Origin of the sequence: Bacillus cereus (assembly GCF_002561295.1) — a bacterium.
Taxonomy (GTDB): Bacteria; Bacillota; Bacilli; order Bacillales; family Bacillaceae_G; genus Bacillus_A; species Bacillus_A cereus_S.
The window spans coordinates 1-17794 of sequence record NZ_NTUG01000019.1 but is presented as its reverse complement, the minus strand read 5'-3'; the positions used below and the strand labels follow the sequence as shown (position 1 = coordinate 17794).

Below are 17794 nucleotides of genomic sequence, written 5' to 3'. Positions count from 1 at the left end.
AATTTGATAACAAAAATCGAACAAAACGATGTTTTTAACCGCTTTCATAAAAGGTAAAATGAAAGCGGTTAAATTATTTATTCTGAAAAATCAGAAATAAAAACATTTTGGAGAAGGGGAGTGTGTGTGCATTGAGAAAAATGATACATGTATGTCTTAGTTTTATGCTCGTACTTATTGTTTTTTTAGCTGGTTGTAGCTCAAATGAGACTACAAGTAAAGAATCATCAAAGGGCGATGAAAAGAAAAAAGCATCGAATGGGGAAACGGTGTTGAGATTTGCAACTTGGGATGCTGGAAAGAATTTGAAGATTCAGCAGCAAATTGCAAAGAAGTTTGAAGAGAAAAATCCGGGAGTAAAAGTACAAGTGGAAGCTTATGGTGATGGTTTTGATCAAAAGCTCGCAGCATCTTTCGGAGCAAAAAATCCACCAGATGTTATGTATATGTGGAACTTTCCAGCTTATTATAAGTCGCTTGAACCGTTAGATGAAATGGCAAAGAAAGATCCAGATATGAAATTAGATGATTTTTATCAAGGATTATTTAACTATTCTAGTATTGAAGGAAAATTATATGGTATGCCAGCAGGGTTCACAACGCGAGTTATATATTACAATAAAAAGTTATTCGATAAAGCAAATGTTCCATATCCGAAAGATGGATGGACTTGGGATGAGTTTGTAGACACTGCGAAAAAATTAACAGATGCAAACAATAAACAATATGGATTTGCTTTACGACCTGAGCCAGATACGTATGATTTACAAGGGTTTGTTTGGAGTAACGGTAGTAGTTTTGTAAGTGAAGATGGAAAACAAATAAAAGGACATATGAATAGTCCAGAAACAATTGAAGTTATGAAATCTTTCCAAAGTATGCTAAAGGATAAAACAGCTGTATTAGTAGGTGGGAAAAATCAACAGAGCGGTGATGATATTTTTAAAGCGAATAAGCTAGCGATGTGGGAAAGTGGAATTTGGCCATTAGAAGGATTTAAAGAGGCAAAAGTTGATTTTGGTACAGTGGAACCTCCTGTATTTAACGGAAAACCTGTGAAGGGGCTTGTTGGTACATCAGCGGTTTCGATTGCAAAAGATGCAAAACATAAAGAGTTAGCGTGGGAGTTTGTTAAGTTTTATTCCTCACCAGAAGCGATTAAAATGCGAACTTCTGATTTGCCGGTTCGAATTAGTGTTGTAAAAGAATTGAAGAAAGAAGAAGATGCGCATATTAAACCGTTCTATACAATGCTAGAGCGTTCAACAAATACACCAGCATTTTTACTGAACCCAAAATGGGATGAAGTAAACCGAAATTTATCAGCGGCAATTAATGCAATTATGCTTGGACAAGATCCTGAGAAATTATTAAATAAAGCGGTTCAAGATTCAGAGAAGTATATGGATAAATAATTGTAAAAGCAAAGAGGTGGGGATGTTGAAATCTGGATTATCTATAGAGAATGAAACGAATATAGCCGTTAGAAAAAAGAAAATGCAATGGGAGAAACTCGTTCCTTATGCATTTATATTTCCATGGGTATTTGGCTTTGTAGCCTTTACCCTTGGTCCCCTTTTATTTTCACTGTTTATTAGTTTTTTTGACTGGCCGCTTATTGGAGAAGTTCAATTTATTGGATTAAAAAACTATCAAGATATGTTTCTAAATGATCCGATGTTTTGGGATTCGCTATGGATTACGGTGAAATTTGCAGCGTTATTTGTCCCATTTAATTTAATTATTGCTCTATTTTTAGCGATTTTGCTAAATCAAAAAGTAAAAGGACATGCGTTTTTCCGTACATTTTTCTATTTGCCAAGCGTTATTTCTGGCGTGGCTTTAGCGATGATTTGGGCATGGGTGTATAACGGAGAATATGGTATTTTGAACTATTTTCTATCGCTTGTTGGTATAAAAGGGCCAAATTGGTTAAGTGATCCGAACTGGTCACTTATTGCGATGGTAATTGCTAGTTTATGGGGACAAGGCACGCTTATGCTTATCTTTTTAGCGGGATTGAAAAATATTCCACAAAATTTGTACGAGGCTGCTTCCATTGATGGAGCTGGAAAAGTGCAACAATTTTTCAAAATTACATTACCGATGTTAACACCGACGATTTTATTTAATTTAATTACAACAATTATCGGTGCGTTTCAACAATTAACATTAGCGCTTGTATTAACCGGCGGGGGGCCGTTAAAGTCCACCTATTTTTACGCGATGTATGTATATGAAAATGCATTTAAGTATTTTAAAATGGGCTATTCATCAGCGAATGCTTGGTTTATGTTTTTAATTATTTTAGGGTTAACATTACTTGTTTTTAAATCATCAGCAGCGTGGGTTTATTACGAAAATGAGATGAAGTCAAAGTAGAAAATGAATAAGGAGGATGCAGTGTGAGAACGAAGAAGCGCATACATCGAATTGTAGTGTACGCACTATTAATAGGTTTTTCTATTTTGTTTTTATTGCCCTTCTTTTGGATGATTACAACATCTGTGAAATCACCAGAAGAATTATATTTATATCCGCCAAAATGGATTCCATCTGAGTTTAAATTTAGCAATTTTGCAAAGGCGTGGACGAGTCAGCCGTTTGATACGTTTTTATGGAATTCAATTGTTGTAACAGTGCTTTCAACAATCGGACAGTTAGTATCATCTTCTTTAGTAGCGTATGGTTTTGCACGTTTTAAATTTAAAGGGCGGGATATGTTGTTCATGATTGTACTAGCGACGATGATGATTCCTTGGGAAGTAACAATGATTCCGCTTTATATGGAATTTAATGCTCTTGGCTGGATTAATACGTTAAAACCTTTAATTATTCCCTCTTGGTTTGGCGGTGCATTTTTTATCTTTTTAATGAGGCAATTTATTATGTCTGTTCCAAAGGAGCTAGATGAGGCTGCGAGGATGGATGGTGCGAACGCTTTTCAAGTGTACTACCGTATTTATTTACCGATTATGAAACCAATTTTAATTCTTGTTGCTGTTTTTAATATTTTAGGATGCTGGAACGATTATTTAGGACCACTTATTTTCTTAAATGACCAAAGTAAATATACATTAACGCTAGGTTTAGCACAGTTTAAAGGGATGTTCGGCGTTGATATGGAAGGGATTATGGCAGTGACATTGTTAATTAGTATAGTGCCTCTTGCACTCTTCTTTTTCGCGCAGCGCTATATTGTGGAAGAGTCAGGGCATACAGGTCTTAAGTAATAGAGTGTAGAAATGATATGAGAAAGTGAATGCAAAAAGGAGGATCGATATGGGACTTAACATGTTAGCGGATTTAGAAAATGTTCAAGTAACAGGGCGGAATCGTATGGAAGGGAGAGCGCACTTTATTCCGTTTCAAACGGAACAAGCGGCTCTATCTTTTACGCGTGACAGCTCTTCTTATTACAAATTGCTGAATGGAATGTGGAAATTTTTGCACTTAGAATCCCCGAAGCAACTTCCAGAGAATTTTTTCTTAAGTGAATTTGATTGTAGTGAGTGGGATAGGATTCATGTACCTGGGCATTGGCAATTACAAGGGTATGGAAAGCCACATTATACCGATTTATATTATCCGTTTCCGGTTCAGCCACCCCATGTTCCATTTGAAAATCAAGTTGGTTGTTATAAAAATGAATTTTATATACCAGAAAGTTGGAACGGTGGATGTATTCGTATTCGATTTGAAGGTGTGGATAGTGCCTTTCATTTATGGATAAATGGAGAAGAAGTGGGATATAGCCAAGGAAGTCGTTTGACAGCAGAGTTTGACATTACATCTTTTGTTCATGCTGGAAAGAATACGATGACAGTATGTGTGTATAGATGGTGTGATGGATCTTATATAGAAGATCAAGATATGTGGTGGTTAAGTGGAATTTTTCGTGATGTGTACATTGTGCATGAACCTGCTGTACATATTTACGATATGGCGTTACGTACAACGCTGGATGAGAATTATGAAAATGGTGTGTTACAACTAAGTACAAAGATTTGCAACGAACAATTTCTGAATAAAAATTATGTGCTAGAGTATAAGTTTTGCAATAAGAATGGAGAAGTATTAGATCAACATACGTCGCATTTGGACCTACAGGGGAAGAGTATTTTAGATGATACACATTCGTTTTTTGTCAAAAATCCACAGAAATGGTCTGCAGAAGAACCATATTTATATATCGTGTTGTTTACGATTCGAAATGAAGATGGTGAAGTTGTAGAAGTGGTTTCACAGAAGATTGGTTTCCGTATGATTGAGATGAAGGATAGGAATCTCCTTGTTAATGGTATTCCCATTATATTTAAAGGGGTGAATCGTCATGATCACGACCCAGATACAGGGAGATATGTCACATATGAAACAATGAAGCAAGATGTCATACTTATGAAGCAGCACAATATTAATGCGGTGCGAACGGCACATTATCCGAATGATCCACGTTTTTATGATCTCTGCGATGAGTATGGTCTATACGTAATTGATGAGGCTGATTTGGAATGTCATGGATTTGAGTTAATTGGTAATGCAAACATGTTAAGTGATAATCCTGAATGGGAAAACGCTTATGTAGATCGTGTAGAACGTATGGTGCGCCGAGATCGCAATCATTCTTCCATTATTATGTGGTCACTCGGAAATGAATCTGGGTTCGGTTGTAATTTTATTGCGATGGCGAATAAGTGTAGGGAGCTGGATCAATCAAGAATCATTCATTACGAAGGGGATCGAGAAACGAAAGTCGCTGATATTTTTAGTACCATGTATTCTTCAGTCGAAAAGATTATTGGTTATGCAGAAGAAGAAAAGTGGGAAAAACCTCATATTTTATGTGAGTATGCCCATGCAATGGGGAATGGACCAGGTGGATTAAAAGAATATTGGGAAGCGATTTATAGTCATAAAAGATTGCAAGGTGGCTTTGTTTGGGAATGGATTGATCATGGGTTACGTCAAGTGAATGAAAACGGAGAAGAGTACTTTGCATATGGAGGTAACTTTGGAGATACTCCGCATAATGGTAATTTTTGCATTGATGGACTACTTTTACCAGATCGAACGCCATCGCCAGCTTTGCTGCAATATAAGAAAATAATTGAACCTATTAAAATAGGAGAAATCGATGTACGAAGTGGGAAGATTTCGGTGCAAAATATATATGATTTTCGTTCATTGGAAGGCTACCGCTTGCAGTGGACTGTCAAAAAAGAAGGAAAAGTGATTGCGAGTCATTCTATAGATGCACCGCCTTTGTTACCGAAAGAAAGTTGTGAGATTCAGCTGCCTTTTAAAGAGGATATAGCCCTTCATACAGAGGCGGATTGCTATGTAACAGTTTCGATTGTGTTAGGAGCAGACACAAATTGGGGAGTAGCAGGGCATGAAATAGCTTGGGAACAATTTTGTATTCCAGCTCAGAAAACAATAAGAAGAAAAAGAGATTTGAATGTATATGAGCCAGTCACTTTACAGGAAACAAAGGAAGAAATTCGTGTTACGGGTGAAAATTTTGCTATCTCTTTTCATCCTGTAACAGGGCGAATGAAAAATTGGACCTTTAAAGGACAAACGCTTATGGAGGAAGGGCCTGAATTAAATATTTGGCGGGCAACCATCGATAATGATATGTATGCAGTTGAAAAGTGGAAAGAACAATATGTACATCTCGTAAAGCATGACGTAGCGAGTATAGAAGCTATGCAACTTGAAAATGAGAATATAGAAGTTGTTGTAAAAGGAAATCTTTCTCCGCTTGTTGCGAACTGGACGATTGCGTTTACTTATACGTATGAAATTGAAAGAAGCGGAGCGATGAAAATAGAGACAAAGCTTAATCCGAGCGGTACTTTACCAGAGATGCTTCCGCGAATTGGGCTTGAGATGCGTCTACCGAAACAATATCAAAATGTAAGTTGGTTTGGGCGTGGACCAGGAGAATCGTATGTGGATAGTAAAGAAGCAAACAAAATAGATTTGTATGAAATGACTGTAAAAGATTCATTTTTCCCGTATGTTTTTCCGCAAGAAACGGGAAATCGAACAGATGTAGAGTGGGTTTCATTATGTGATCCATATCAAGTTGGATTTGTTGCGTATAGTACGCAAGGTTTTAATTTTAGTGCGTTGCCTTACACGACAGAAGATTTAGAGAAAGCGAAACATTTATATGAATTAAGAGAAAGGGAGTTTGTTACATTCCATTTAGATTATAAGCAAAATGGTTTAGGAAGCGCGAGTTGTGGACCGGCTCAGCTTCCGGAGTATCAATTAAAGCCAGAGCCATGCCAGTTTGAAGTGTACATTGTTCCTTTCAATGGGGATCATAAAAGAGCTTTTGAGATTGTAAAAGAATCTTAAATTATAAGAGGGACCTTCTATTGGTAGGGCTCTTTCCAAGGGGGATGTAAATGTTTGATCTACAACAAGTTCCATTTAGTCGGTACGGTTCTTTTTTAGTTATTTCTTTAAACTATGATAACGGATTACTGATTCGAAACATTCGTGGTGGTGACGATGATTTTGGTGAAGTGTTTAAAATAGAGGTATTAAATCGAAACGGAGAGGTTTTACCATGTGAAACGAAGATGTCTCCATCCTTACTCACGCTCCAAACTGTAGAAGGTGATGTGAAGGTTTGTTTTTCACACTCTGATACAATTCGCTTTTATTCAGAGAGTCTTCATCTACGTTTTATTGGGATTACAAGTTCTTATGATTACTGTATTCCAAGTGCACAAGGTGGTTGGGAAATTAATAGCTTTTCAAAAGAAATGAGGTTCCATTTATCTGCTATAAAAGGGGTTATGCATATGGATGCCCCGTTTGAAGAACTTCGTTGTAAACATATTATTGTTGATATTTATGCGCAAGATGAAGAATCAGGGATTGATGTGGAGCTAACCGAATATAAAACAGTATTGCGAAAGCCAAAGGAGAAGAAGGCATTTATAGAGGAAGTGGACGCTGTTAGAGCGGATTTTGCAAATTGGTTGCGTCATACATTAGCTGTTCCGGAAGACTTACGGAAAGGAAAAGAGCTAGCAGCTTATATTACATGGTCTTGTATGGTAGAAGCGGAAGGATATTTACCGCGAAAAGCGATGTATATGTCAAAAAACTGGATGACGAATATATGGAGTTGGGATCATTGTTTTAATGCGATGGCATTAGCGATGCATCAGCCGGCAGTGGCGTGGGATCAATTTATGATTTTCTTTGATAAGCAAGATGAGTGCGGTGTATTACCAGATTATATTAACGATAAAAGTGGACTATGGAATTGCTGTAAACCGCCTATTCATGGATGGACGCTGAAATGGATGATGGAACATACAGATTTTATAACAAAAGAGCATTTACAAGAAGTGTATGAACCGTTATGCAAATGGACAGATTGGTGGTTTACATATCGCGATGATGATGGGGATGGGATTCCTCAATATAATCATGGAAATGATAGTGGCTGGGATAATAGTACGATTTTTCACCATGGTGCTCCTATTGAGAGCCCGGATTTAAGCTCATTTCTTATTTTGCAAATGGAAGTATTAGCGGAAGTTGCAGAAAAGCTTGGGTTTGAAGAAGAAGCAAAGAGGTGGGAAGAGCGAGCGAATATAACGCTCGATCGTATGATTCAACATTGCTGGAGAGAAAACCGTTTTATTGCCCCGCAATCTGGGAATCATTCCTATGAATTATCAGATAGTCTTGTGTTATATATTCCCCTCATTTTAGGGAAAAGGTTGCCGAAAGAAATCATTGAAAGCTTACTTACAGAATTGAAAAAAGAAAATCACTTTTTGACAAAGTATGGATTTGCAACAGAAAGTGTAAGAAGTCCCCACTATCGAGATGATGGATATTGGCGCGGGCCAATTTGGGCACCGACAACATTTATTATGACAGAGGCATTACAAGCAGTGGATCAAAATGAATTTGCGAAGGATATTGCTTCTCGTTTTTGTATGATGGCAAATAAAAGTGGGATGGCTGAAAATTTTCATGCACAAACCGGGCAAGGATTGCGTGATTTAGCATTTACGTGGACTTCTAGTGTATTTCTTATTTTAGCAAATAAGTATTTGTTAACACAAAATGAAAATATGATCCATCAAAAAGTAACAAGATGAAAGAAAGGCACCGATTGAGCACCGGTGCCTTTTTAGTAAGAACGTGGCATAAGCAATAAACAAACAAGGTAAGCTAAAAACCCTGTTCCAAAGCATAAAATCGCAATTACCCACAGTATACGAATCATGCTAGCGCTTATATCGAAATATTCTCCTAAACCACCGCATACACCAAATAACATTTTATCCGTTTCAGATTTACGTAACTTTTTCGCCATTTTAAAATCCTCTCCTTTTACGACTCACCATGTTGTTCTTTATGTATTGGTGATTCTTTATACTTTTATCTTACATGGAAAAGAACATGGAAACTATCGAATTATATTACATTTTTCTGAAAGAAGATTACAGTTTTGTAATGTGTTTTAGGGTATACACCTAAAGGGAAATGGATGGAGAAAGTCCCCTTTAGGTGTATATTATTTTTATTTTCGAAAGCGGTAGGGCGTAGTAGTAACAATAACGTTTTGTTTATATAAAAGGTATACGCGTAATAATACACTTGATTGATTGTGTAGAACGTTATGCCAGCTCTTTTTAGTGATGAATTGAGGAATAAGTACCGTAACAAAATGATTCTTCTCCTCTGCCCCATGCTGAATAATTGTAATTAATTTTGCAATAGGTCGCATTAAGCTTCGATAAGATGAGACAAATGTAACAAGCCGGATGTTTGGTCTCCACTCTTTCCATTTTTCCTGCATACGTATTTCGCTTTCTTTATCAAAAGCTACGTATACAGCGATAACTTGATCACCAACTGTTTCAGCGTAATTGATAGATTGCTCGACTACTTTTGTAATACCGGCGATAGGTACGATGACGATATTGCCAGTCATTTTTTTAGGGAGTTTATTGCAATCAATACGTAATTGTTCCCCCACCGCAACGTAATGATTGTGAATACGATGGAAGATGAAAATAATGATGGGTAGGAAAACAATAATGGACCATACGTGTGTAAACTTCGTAAGGAAAAAAATGAGAAGTACAGTTAGCGAAATGAGGGCGCCTAGTAAGTTTGTTAATAATTTTGGTACCCAGCCTTGCGGTTTTTCGCGTATCCACTTTATAATCATCCCCGTTTGTGACAATGTAAAAGGAATAAAAACCCCTACTGCATATAGTGGAATTAATTGTTCGGTTTTGCCTTGAAACGCCATAATTAAAAAGATAGAACCGATGCCTAGTGTAATAATCCCATTTGAATATCCTAAGCGATCTCCGCGCATTAAATACATACGCGGCATATATTTATCTGATGCTAAATTAAATGCTAAAAGTGGAAATGCTGAAAAGCCTGTATTGGCAGCTAATACTAAAATAAGAGCAGTTGTTCCTTGAATAAAGTAATATACAAAATTTCTTCCAAATATATTTGAAGCAATTTGGGACACGACAGTTTCATTATGTGTTGGTGCGATTCCATACCAATATGCTAAAAATGTAATGCCAGTAAATAAAACAGCAAGAATCATGCCCATGATAACTAGTGTTTTTGCTGCATTTTTCGCAGCAGGTTCTTTGAAAATTGGAATTGCATTGGAAATTGCTTCTACCCCAGTTAAAGCGGAACAGCCCGATGAAAATGCCTTTAATAAGAAGAAGAGTGTAATGCCAGGCACGACAGTTCCAATTGGTGTATGTAAATTAGCGGGAGCTTGCCCGGAAGTGATTTTAAATATACCAACAATAATTAAAACAACAAGTGCGAAAGCGAAGAGATAGACAGGATAAGCTAGAATTGATGCCGATTCAGTGACGCCCCGCAGGTTCAAAATTGTAATAAATAAAACGAGTACGACTGCGATAGGAACTGTGTATGTGTGTAAAGTCGGAAAAGCTGATGTAATAGCATCGGTTCCGGCAGAAACACTTACGGCTACAGTAAGGATGTAATCAACAAGTAGGGATCCTCCTGCAATGAGCCCAGCATTTGTGCCTAAATTTTCTTTTGAAACAACATAAGCACCGCCTCCGTGTGGATAGGAAAAAATGATTTGCCTATATGATAAAATGAGCGCTGTTAATAAAATAAGAACCCCTATTGCGATAGGAATGGAATACCAAAAAGCAATCGCCCCAAATGCAGCGAGAACAATTAAAATTTGTTCAGTTCCATATGCAACAGAAGAAAGGGCATCAGAAGATAGAATAGCGAGCGCCTTTAGTTTATTTAATTTTTGTTCTCCTAGTGCTGTTGACTTAAGTGGTCTACCAATTAAAAATCGTTTTAAGCCCGAGAGCATAATGACACCACCAATACGTTTTTTGTATGCAAATCGAATTGTTATGAAATACATACATTGCTATTTCGTAGTATTGGCGGTTTTTCGGTGAATCCTTCCGGAAAGAAAGCGGTAATAAATGGAGGGTGGGAAGTAAATGCAATTATGTTTGAATAAGAAAGGTGAATAACAAAAAAACTCTTGGAAGTTTCCACCTAATATATAAGTCATAAATAACGTGTAGAAATTCGCCCATTTTCATTCACCACCTGCACATTTTATTCATACAATATCTTGACTAAATAAACACCCAACTTACACATATACAGCTCTGGCTTAAGCAAGGAGGGTTATACCAGTTGAAGGAAAAAGCATATCAATCTAAACCGTTACTCACAAAGAGAGAGAGAGAAGTGTTTGAATTATTGGTTCAAGATAAAACGACGAAAGAAATTGCAAGTGAACTATTTATTAGTGAAAAAACTGTACGCAATCACATATCAAATGCAATGCAAAAGCTAGGGGTTAAAGGACGTTCGCAAGCGGTTGTTGAGCTTCTTCGTATGGGAGAACTCGAATTATAATAGGTGAAGCCGACTTTTTATAAAAGGTCGGCTATTTTTCTGTCTTGCAAATTGCGAAGAAAAGGAGCAAAATAAAAAAGTCCCTGGTCTATACAGGTACATATTTAAAAATCTACTAAAACAGGCTATTTTCGTTTATAAAACCTAAAGTATGTAAGATATATGCGTATGCAAAAGCAAGATGATGAATGAGAAGATGGGTGATTATGTTGAATAGAGCGATTGGTGTCATTGATTCGGGAGTAGGAGGGTTAACAGTAGCGAAAGAGTTAATTCGTCAACTTCCGAAAGAGCGTATTATATATTTGGGAGATACAGCGCGCTGCCCTTATGGTCCACGTTCTCGTGAGGAAGTACGTCAATTCACATGGGAAATGACGGAGCATTTATTGGCACTTGATATTAAGATGTTAGTCATTGCTTGTAATACGGCGACTGCGGTTGTACTAGAAGAGATGCAAAAGCAATTACCAATCCCGGTAGTAGGCGTGATTCATCCTGGGTCGCGTACAGCTTTAAAAGTGACGAATACGTATCATGTTGGTATTATTGGGACAATTGGAACAGTAAAAAGCGGTGCATATGAAGAAGCGCTGAAATCTATTAATAATCGTGTAATGGTTGAGAGTTTAGCATGTCCGCCGTTTGTTGAACTTGTGGAAAGTGGAAACTTTGAGAGTGCGATGGCGTATGAGGTTGTTAGAGAAACGTTGCAACCACTGAAAACTACTGAAATCGATACATTAATTTTAGGGTGTACACATTATCCAATTCTAGGTCCGGTTATTAAGCGGGTAATGGGAGATAAGGTGCAGTTAATTAGTTCTGGAGATGAAACGGCTCGGGAAGTGAGTACGATTTTATATCATAGTAAGATGTTGAATGAAGGAGAAGAGCAAAGTGATCATCTCTTCTTAACAACAGGGAAAATTGATTTATTTAAAGAAATTGCATCTAAATGGTTCGGACAACCAATTGAAAATGTAAAGCATATTAATTTGTAAGTAAAATAGTATATTTGTGTGAAAACTCCTAAGAAATTAGGAGTTTTTTTGTTTTATAAATTGTAAGAGAAGTGGTCATTGCTTGTTCTAAAACGATAAAAGGCTCGTATACATAGTACAAACTTAGATTTTAGGGGGGAATAGTATGCCTAAATCCACTTTTAAATGGCTTGTTTGTACTGCAGTAAGCGCAGTGTTATTCACAGGGTGCGGTTTGTTAAATAAGGAGAAAGAGACAGAACAAATTGATCCACCGAAAAAAGTTTCGTATACAGACGGTGAGAAGAAAGATACTGCCAAGAAAGGTAAGCAAGAGCAAACGATGCAAAGGGAATTATACCTTGTTGATAAAAATGGTTATGTTGTGCCTCAAACGTTAGCATTGCCTACTCCAAAACAAAATGAAGTTGTGAAACAAACATTAGAATACTTAGTGAAGGATGGTCCGGTAGAGAACTTACTACCAAATGGGTTTAAGGCAGTTCTTCCAGCAGGTACAACAATGACTATGGATTTGAAAAAGGATGGTACGGCAGTCATTGATTTTTCAAAGGAAATGAAGAGCTATAAAAAAGAAGAAGAACGTCAAATTATTGAGTCGGTTGCTTGGACATTAACGCAATTTAAAGAGATCAAACAAGTTAAGTTTCAAATAAATGGTGAGAAATTGGTGAAGATGCCAGTTGCTGGTACGCCGATTGGTGAAGGTGTGAGCCGTGCTGATGGTATTAACTTTGATGATGAACAAGTGGCAGATGTCACGAACACGAAGCCAGTGACACTTTATTTCTTAGCACAAAATAATAAAAAACAATACTATGTGCCAGTGACACGCCGCGTGACAGAAGGGAAGGAACATGAGGTCGCAACGGTTGTGAACGAGCTTGTTAAAGGGCCGTCAGGTTCAGCTTTAATCAATGATTTTAATCCTGGTGTGAAGCTTATTAGTGAACCGAAAATGCAAGATGGGAAACTTACGTTGAATTTCAATGAAAATATATATACAGATAAGGGAAAAAGTATGATTTCAGATTATGTGTTGCAATCACTCGTTTTATCTTTAACGGAAAAGAAAGGCGTGAAGAATGTCTCAGTTGAAGTAAACGGGAAAGCCAATCTTGTTAATGAAAAAGGTGAAAAACTAACAAAACCGGTTGATCGTCCACAAAACGTGAATACAGGTAGTTTTTAATCGTAAATAATTTGATATAATTGTGTAAGAAAGGGGAATCTTCTTTTTGAGTTCCCCTTCTTCTATTGTTATACATAATCATAAATTGAAAATGGGCTATACTAACAAGTAGTAGTTATTAGGGGGTATTTTATGCGAGTAGATGGTAGAGAAGCGGCAGAACTGCGTCATATACATCTTCATACAAATTATTTAAAACATCCAGAAGGGTCTGTTCTGATTGAAGTTGGAGATACGAAGGTTATTTGTTCAGCGACGATTGAAGAACGTGTACCACCATTTATGAGAGGCGAAGGAAAAGGCTGGGTAACAGCGGAATACGCGATGATTCCACGTGCAACAGAACAGCGTACAATTCGTGAGTCCAGTAAAGGAAAAGTAACAGGTCGTACGATGGAAATTCAACGTTTAATTGGACGAGCTCTTCGTGCAGTTGTTGATTTAGAAGCGCTTGGAGAAAGAACGGTTTGGATTGATTGTGATGTTATTCAAGCAGATGGTGGAACAAGAACAGCGTCGATTACAGGTGCCTATGTTGCCATGGTGTTAGCGTTTGAAAAATTATTACAAGCAGAAAAGGTATCTAAAATTCCAGTGAAAGATTATTTAGCTGCAACATCTGTTGGGATTGTTGAAGACCAAGGTGTAGTATTAGATTTAAACTATGCAGAAGATTCTAAAGCTGATGTTGATATGAATGTCATTATGACAGGGAAAGGCCAGTTCGTTGAAGTGCAAGGAACTGGAGAAGAAGCAACATTTAGCCGTGCAGAGTTAAATGAATTGCTTGATGCAGCGGAACATGGTATTTTGCAACTCGTTGAAAAACAAAAAGAAGCATTAGGCGACATCGTATCTCACATAGAGTAGAGGTGGAAAAGATGAAACAAGTTGTTATTGCAACGAAAAATGTGGGGAAAGTGCGCGAATTTGCAGAGCTATTTGAGAGGTTTGGTTTAGAGGTAAAATCTCTTCATGACTTCCCTCATATTGAAGAAGTTGAGGAAACTGGTGAAACTTTTGAAGAAAATGCAATTTTGAAAGCAGACAGTTTATGTAAACAGTTAAATTCAATTGTGATTGCAGATGATTCGGGTTTAATTATTGATATGTTAAATGGAAATCCTGGTGTGCGATCTGCACGCTATGCTGGTGAACCAAAAGATGACCACGCGAATATTGATAAAGTTTTAACAGAGTTAGATGGCGTTTCAATGGAAAAGCGTAAAGCGCGTTTTTATTGTGCATTAGCAGTTGCTTTTCCAGAGGAAGATAAAGAACCAGTTATTGTAAACGGTACATGTGAAGGGAAGATTTTAGAACAGCGTCGTGGTGAAAATGGCTTCGGATATGATCCAATCTTTTATGTAGAAGAATATAAAAGGGCGATGGCTGAGCTAACTTCAGATGAGAAGAATGAAATTAGTCATCGCGGGCGTGCTCTTCGTAAGTTAGAAGAGAAAATTCCAGCGTGGTTTTTAAACGAAGAATAAGGGGAGAGAGACCGATGAGAGCTTTAATTGTAAGCGATAGTCACGGTTCTACGAAAGAATTACAGCAATTAAAGGATACATATGAGGGAAATGTAGATATTATGATTCATTGTGGTGATTCGGAACTAACACCTGATCATCCTGATTTACAAGGGTTCCAAGTAGTGAAAGGAAATTGTGATTTCTATAATGGTTTTGACGAAGAAATCATTACTGATGTAGAAGGAATCCGTTTTTTTGCTACGCATGGTCATCGGTATAACATTAAAATGAGCTTGCAAACACTTTTGTATCGAGCAAAAGAAGTGGAAGCGAATGTTGTATGCTTTGGACATTCTCATATGTTGGGAGCTGAATTTATTGATGGTATTTTATTCATCAACCCTGGAAGCATTTTACTACCACGTTCCCGTAAAGAAAAGACATTTACTTTGTTAGAAGTAAACGAAAAAGACATCGAAATTCGTTTTGAAACATTAGATGGAAAAGTTGTCGCACATAAAACTTTTCAAAGAGGATAAGAAAAATTATCCTCTTTGAAAAAAGGTGTTGACTTTATCCTTGTGTGCAAATATAATAAACCTTGTCGATAAGACATCAGCGAAAAAATAAAAACAACATATGCGGGTGTAGTTTAGTGGTAAAACAAGAGCCTTCCAAGCTCTGGTCGAGAGTTCGATTCTCTTCACCCGCTCCATGTCCCAGTAGCTCAGCAGGATAGAGCAACGGCCTTCAAGAATAGGAGCCTTTATAGGGAAACAAGAACCTATAGAGTGGACGACACTATATCGGTGAAGCCTTAACAGTACGGCTGATGGTAATACCGAGGAAACTTACGATCTTCCTAAGAAGATTAAGGAGCTTTGAATGATTAAGTGAAAACTTAATGGTAAGGGCTCTGAAGTATGATGAAAATCATCGTGAGGTTCCGTAGAGACTACACGTGTCGCACCTGAAATGGTGAAGATATAGTCCAGACTACAAACAGTAAATACTGGTAGCGAAAGCTATGGTGGTAAGCTAAGCCGTCGGTCGGGAGTTCGAATCTCTCCTGGGACGCTAAAAAAACCTTTTGCGGTGACGTCAAAGTCCGCAATATATAAGCTCTCTAATTCGTAAGTTGAATCGTACAATGTGCGGTCGCTAACGAGTTAGGGGGCTTATTTTTTTATGTCAAAAAGACGTGATTCTTTAACGATTAGCGAAGACTTATCGAATATTTTTAGCGATAGATTGAAAAGTGATCCACGGAAGAAAGAGACCGTAGAGGGTCGTTATACATTTAATTTAACAATCGACAAAGCACTCGAAATAGTTGTGCGTCAAATGAAGGCGACAGGCTTACGTGAGCGTACGATAAATGACTACTATTTACACGTTAATCACTTTATGAAGATAACAGATACGCAGTACTTAGAAGAATTAAACGTTAATCATATTTACGAGTGGTTATCGTCTATGAACGTTAGTAATCAAACGAAATTAACTCGCTTGAAGTGTCTAAAGGCGTTTCTAGGGCGTTGTCATGATAACGGGTGGATTGATATTAACTTTTGGCGCAATGTGAAGATAAAGGTAGATACGCCTGTTAAAGAAGGTGCGACGGATAGAGAAATTAATATCTTGCTATCGGTACTCGATTTAACACGATTCTTAGATTTACGAGACGCTACCGCTATTTTACTTATGTATCAAACGGGAATACGTGTCGGCACATTAGCGCAATTAGAACACAAGCACGTCGATTTAGATACGAAAGTATTAAGTGTTGACGGCGGTATTATTAAGAATCATGAATCAATATATCTACCGTTTGACGACGCTCTTGCACGACTGCTAGATGTTCTTATGAAACAAAACGAAATCATTCGAAGAGAATACAACGTAAAAAATGATTATCTCTTTATTACGAAGAGCGGCGGAAGTGTCTTAACTAGTCCGACGAATAATATTATATCAAAGCGAATGACTAAACATGCGAAAGAATACGGACTTAAAAACATTAATCCGCACGCTATACGTAGAGGTTTTGCAAAGAATCTCTTAAAGAAAGGTGCAAACGTTGCGTTGATATCTAAAGCGCTAGGGCATAGCGATATATCCGTTACAACACGTTATCTACATTTAGATAAGAACGAAGTGGCGGAAAGCCTGCGAAATTTCTTGTAAATAAAAAAAGAGCATCTTGGCGGATGCTCCTCGTAGGGTAGACTGTTGGCGCAGTCTGTGACCCAAAATAATCGACTTAGAACTAAATAGCGGAAATTACCGCATATTCAGTAAACCTAAATAACGGACAATCCGTGCATTCAACAACAATTAAATAACGGACAATCTTGTCTATTCAGTACCTTCATTTTATCGAAAAAATTCGAGGAATGCAAGGCTTCTTAAGTGCTGCCATTTTTAGGTGCTGAGTTACAGGATTTCCGAACGTGGAACTGCCTGTAAACCACGTAAAAAACTGATTACCGTAATTATGGACACGTATAACGAGAGGATAATTACGGCTTGGCTTGCTATCGGTCGTGCGGAAAGTACTTAGTATACTTTTACAAGGATAGCGCCCCGTAGTGTATTCCTATTCGTATGTTGCGGGAAGGTGAGAACTTACCTAGGCGTTTAGTCTAAAAGGTTCGGGTGGTTATCGTTAGCGTTACGGCGCTAGGGAATGCATTCAGTTTGTCGCATAGGGACGATATTATGCGGACAAGCCTACGTAAAAGGGTGCATACGGTGAAAATCGTTAAGCGAATAGGGTCTATACATACGGAACACTGACGAAGCAAGGCATGGCATTAACCGAAGTAAAAACAAAGACGCTTACCCTTTCTGTTCTGTTAGATTGCTTTTTAGCTTTCTCGCAGCATAGGGGATAAGTCCGCCTGCCAGCCGTTTTCCTAACTTCGCTGCGGCATGATAAAAACCGAAAGACCCTAAGGTCAAGACCTTTTTAAGGGATTTAAAAGAAATTACTACCACTAACCGGGGGACGAGGAAAGAATGAGATCCAATTTAAATATAGATTAAGAACTATACTAGAGGATTTCTACTAAATTCCAAATTAAAAAGCACTCTATGAGTGCCTTATCTTATTTCTTAAATTCAACTGACATGAAAACTGAATATGGATAATTTGTTCCATATTTTTT

The 17794-nt window shown here is 37.5% G+C and carries 14 protein-coding genes and 1 tRNA gene; 13 read left to right on the top strand and 2 right to left on the bottom strand.

The genetic code is table 11. The annotated features are described in order from the left end of the window. Nucleotides 1-164: 164 nt before the first annotated feature. Genes CN373_RS12775 through CN373_RS12755 form a run of 5 tightly spaced genes read left to right on the top strand, consistent with a single transcriptional unit; the run spans nucleotide 165 to nucleotide 8141 of the window. Entirely contained in the window at nucleotides 165-1415 is a 1251-nt protein-coding gene (locus CN373_RS12775; protein WP_002057936.1) for an ABC transporter substrate-binding protein, read from the top strand. Between the two features lie 22 nt (nucleotides 1416-1437). After that, a complete protein-coding gene (locus CN373_RS12770) occupies nucleotides 1438-2382 on the top strand; it encodes a carbohydrate ABC transporter permease (protein ID WP_000920208.1) in 945 nt (314 codons plus the stop codon). Between the two features lie 23 nt (nucleotides 2383-2405). Further along, nucleotides 2406-3233 (top strand): carbohydrate ABC transporter permease, encoded by an 828-nt coding sequence (locus CN373_RS12765; protein WP_001259327.1) that lies wholly within the window; start codon nucleotides 2406-2408, stop codon nucleotides 3231-3233. 49 nt (nucleotides 3234-3282) lie between these two features. Next, nucleotides 3283-6369 carry a glycoside hydrolase family 2 TIM barrel-domain containing protein gene (locus CN373_RS12760; RefSeq protein ID WP_098359474.1) on the top strand — a complete coding sequence of 1029 codons (3087 nt, stop codon included), beginning with the start codon at nucleotides 3283-3285 and terminating at the stop codon, nucleotides 6367-6369. A gap of 50 nt (nucleotides 6370-6419) precedes the next feature. Then, nucleotides 6420-8141: an amylo-alpha-1,6-glucosidase gene (locus CN373_RS12755; RefSeq protein WP_000459965.1), complete on the top strand. Its 1722-nt coding sequence runs from the start codon at nucleotides 6420-6422 to the stop codon at nucleotides 8139-8141. Nucleotides 8142-8173: 32 nt separating this feature from the next. On the opposite strand, the gene CN373_RS12750 is transcribed toward CN373_RS12755, so the two are convergent. Beyond that, nucleotides 8174-8359: a PspC domain-containing protein gene (locus CN373_RS12750; RefSeq protein WP_001085269.1), complete on the bottom strand. Its 186-nt coding sequence runs from the start codon at nucleotides 8357-8359 to the stop codon at nucleotides 8174-8176. Between the two features lie 207 nt (nucleotides 8360-8566). Further along, entirely contained in the window at nucleotides 8567-10390 is a 1824-nt protein-coding gene (locus tag CN373_RS12745; protein ID WP_098359473.1) for an APC family permease, read from the bottom strand. A gap of 338 nt (nucleotides 10391-10728) precedes the next feature. Here CN373_RS12745 and gerE point away from each other — a divergent pair, with 338 nt between their 5' ends. The 8 genes from gerE (at nucleotide 10729) to CN373_RS12705 (ending at nucleotide 16811) form a co-directional block, all read left to right on the top strand. Continuing rightward, entirely contained in the window at nucleotides 10729-10953 is a 225-nt protein-coding gene (gene gerE, locus CN373_RS12740) for a spore germination transcription factor GerE (protein WP_000659494.1), read from the top strand. Between the two features lie 188 nt (nucleotides 10954-11141). After that, a complete protein-coding gene (racE, locus tag CN373_RS12735) occupies nucleotides 11142-11957 on the top strand; it encodes a glutamate racemase (RefSeq protein ID WP_033664287.1) in 816 nt (271 codons plus the stop codon). A gap of 145 nt (nucleotides 11958-12102) precedes the next feature. After that, nucleotides 12103-13149: a GerMN domain-containing protein gene (locus tag CN373_RS12730; RefSeq protein WP_001126729.1), complete on the top strand. Its 1047-nt coding sequence runs from the start codon at nucleotides 12103-12105 to the stop codon at nucleotides 13147-13149. 132 nt (nucleotides 13150-13281) lie between these two features. After that, complete coding sequence (rph, locus tag CN373_RS12725) at nucleotides 13282-14019, top strand: ribonuclease PH (protein ID WP_001261760.1); 738 nt, start codon at nucleotides 13282-13284, stop codon at nucleotides 14017-14019. Nucleotides 14020-14030: 11 nt separating this feature from the next. Continuing rightward, the gene (locus CN373_RS12720) at nucleotides 14031-14642 is read left to right on the top strand and encodes an XTP/dITP diphosphatase (RefSeq protein ID WP_425290437.1); all 612 of its coding nucleotides are present in this window, start codon (nucleotides 14031-14033) and stop codon (nucleotides 14640-14642) included. Between the two features lie 14 nt (nucleotides 14643-14656). Beyond that, nucleotides 14657-15163: a metallophosphoesterase gene (locus CN373_RS12715; protein ID WP_001202054.1), complete on the top strand. Its 507-nt coding sequence runs from the start codon at nucleotides 14657-14659 to the stop codon at nucleotides 15161-15163. Nucleotides 15164-15265: 102 nt separating this feature from the next. After that, nucleotides 15266-15339: transfer RNA gene (locus tag CN373_RS12710), tRNA-Gly, on the top strand. 473 nt (nucleotides 15340-15812) lie between these two features. After that, complete coding sequence (locus CN373_RS12705) at nucleotides 15813-16811, top strand: tyrosine-type recombinase/integrase (protein ID WP_098359471.1); 999 nt, start codon at nucleotides 15813-15815, stop codon at nucleotides 16809-16811. Nucleotides 16812-17794: the final 983 nt, after the last annotated feature.

Coding starts and splice junctions, on each gene's coding strand:
- CN373_RS12775 (WP_002057936.1), top strand. CDS start 165: ATGCTCGTACTTATTGTTTTTTTAGCTGGTTGTAGCTCAAATGAGACT.
- CN373_RS12770 (WP_000920208.1), top strand. CDS start 1,438: ATGTTGAAATCTGGATTATCTATAGAGAATGAAACGAATATAGCCGTT.
- CN373_RS12760 (WP_098359474.1), top strand. CDS start 3,283: ATGGGACTTAACATGTTAGCGGATTTAGAAAATGTTCAAGTAACAGGG.
- CN373_RS12755 (WP_000459965.1), top strand. CDS start 6,420: ATGTTTGATCTACAACAAGTTCCATTTAGTCGGTACGGTTCTTTTTTA.
- CN373_RS12750 (WP_001085269.1), bottom strand. CDS start 8,359: ATGGCGAAAAAGTTACGTAAATCTGAAACGGATAAAATGTTATTTGGT.
- CN373_RS12745 (WP_098359473.1), bottom strand. CDS start 10,390: ATGCTCTCGGGCTTAAAACGATTTTTAATTGGTAGACCACTTAAGTCA.
- racE (WP_033664287.1), top strand. CDS start 11,142: ATGAGAAGATGGGTGATTATGTTGAATAGAGCGATTGGTGTCATTGAT.
- CN373_RS12730 (WP_001126729.1), top strand. CDS start 12,103: ATGCCTAAATCCACTTTTAAATGGCTTGTTTGTACTGCAGTAAGCGCA.
- rph (WP_001261760.1), top strand. CDS start 13,282: ATGCGAGTAGATGGTAGAGAAGCGGCAGAACTGCGTCATATACATCTT.
- CN373_RS12720 (WP_425290437.1), top strand. CDS start 14,031: ATGAAACAAGTTGTTATTGCAACGAAAAATGTGGGGAAAGTGCGCGAA.
- CN373_RS12715 (WP_001202054.1), top strand. CDS start 14,657: ATGAGAGCTTTAATTGTAAGCGATAGTCACGGTTCTACGAAAGAATTA.
- CN373_RS12705 (WP_098359471.1), top strand. CDS start 15,813: ATGTCAAAAAGACGTGATTCTTTAACGATTAGCGAAGACTTATCGAAT.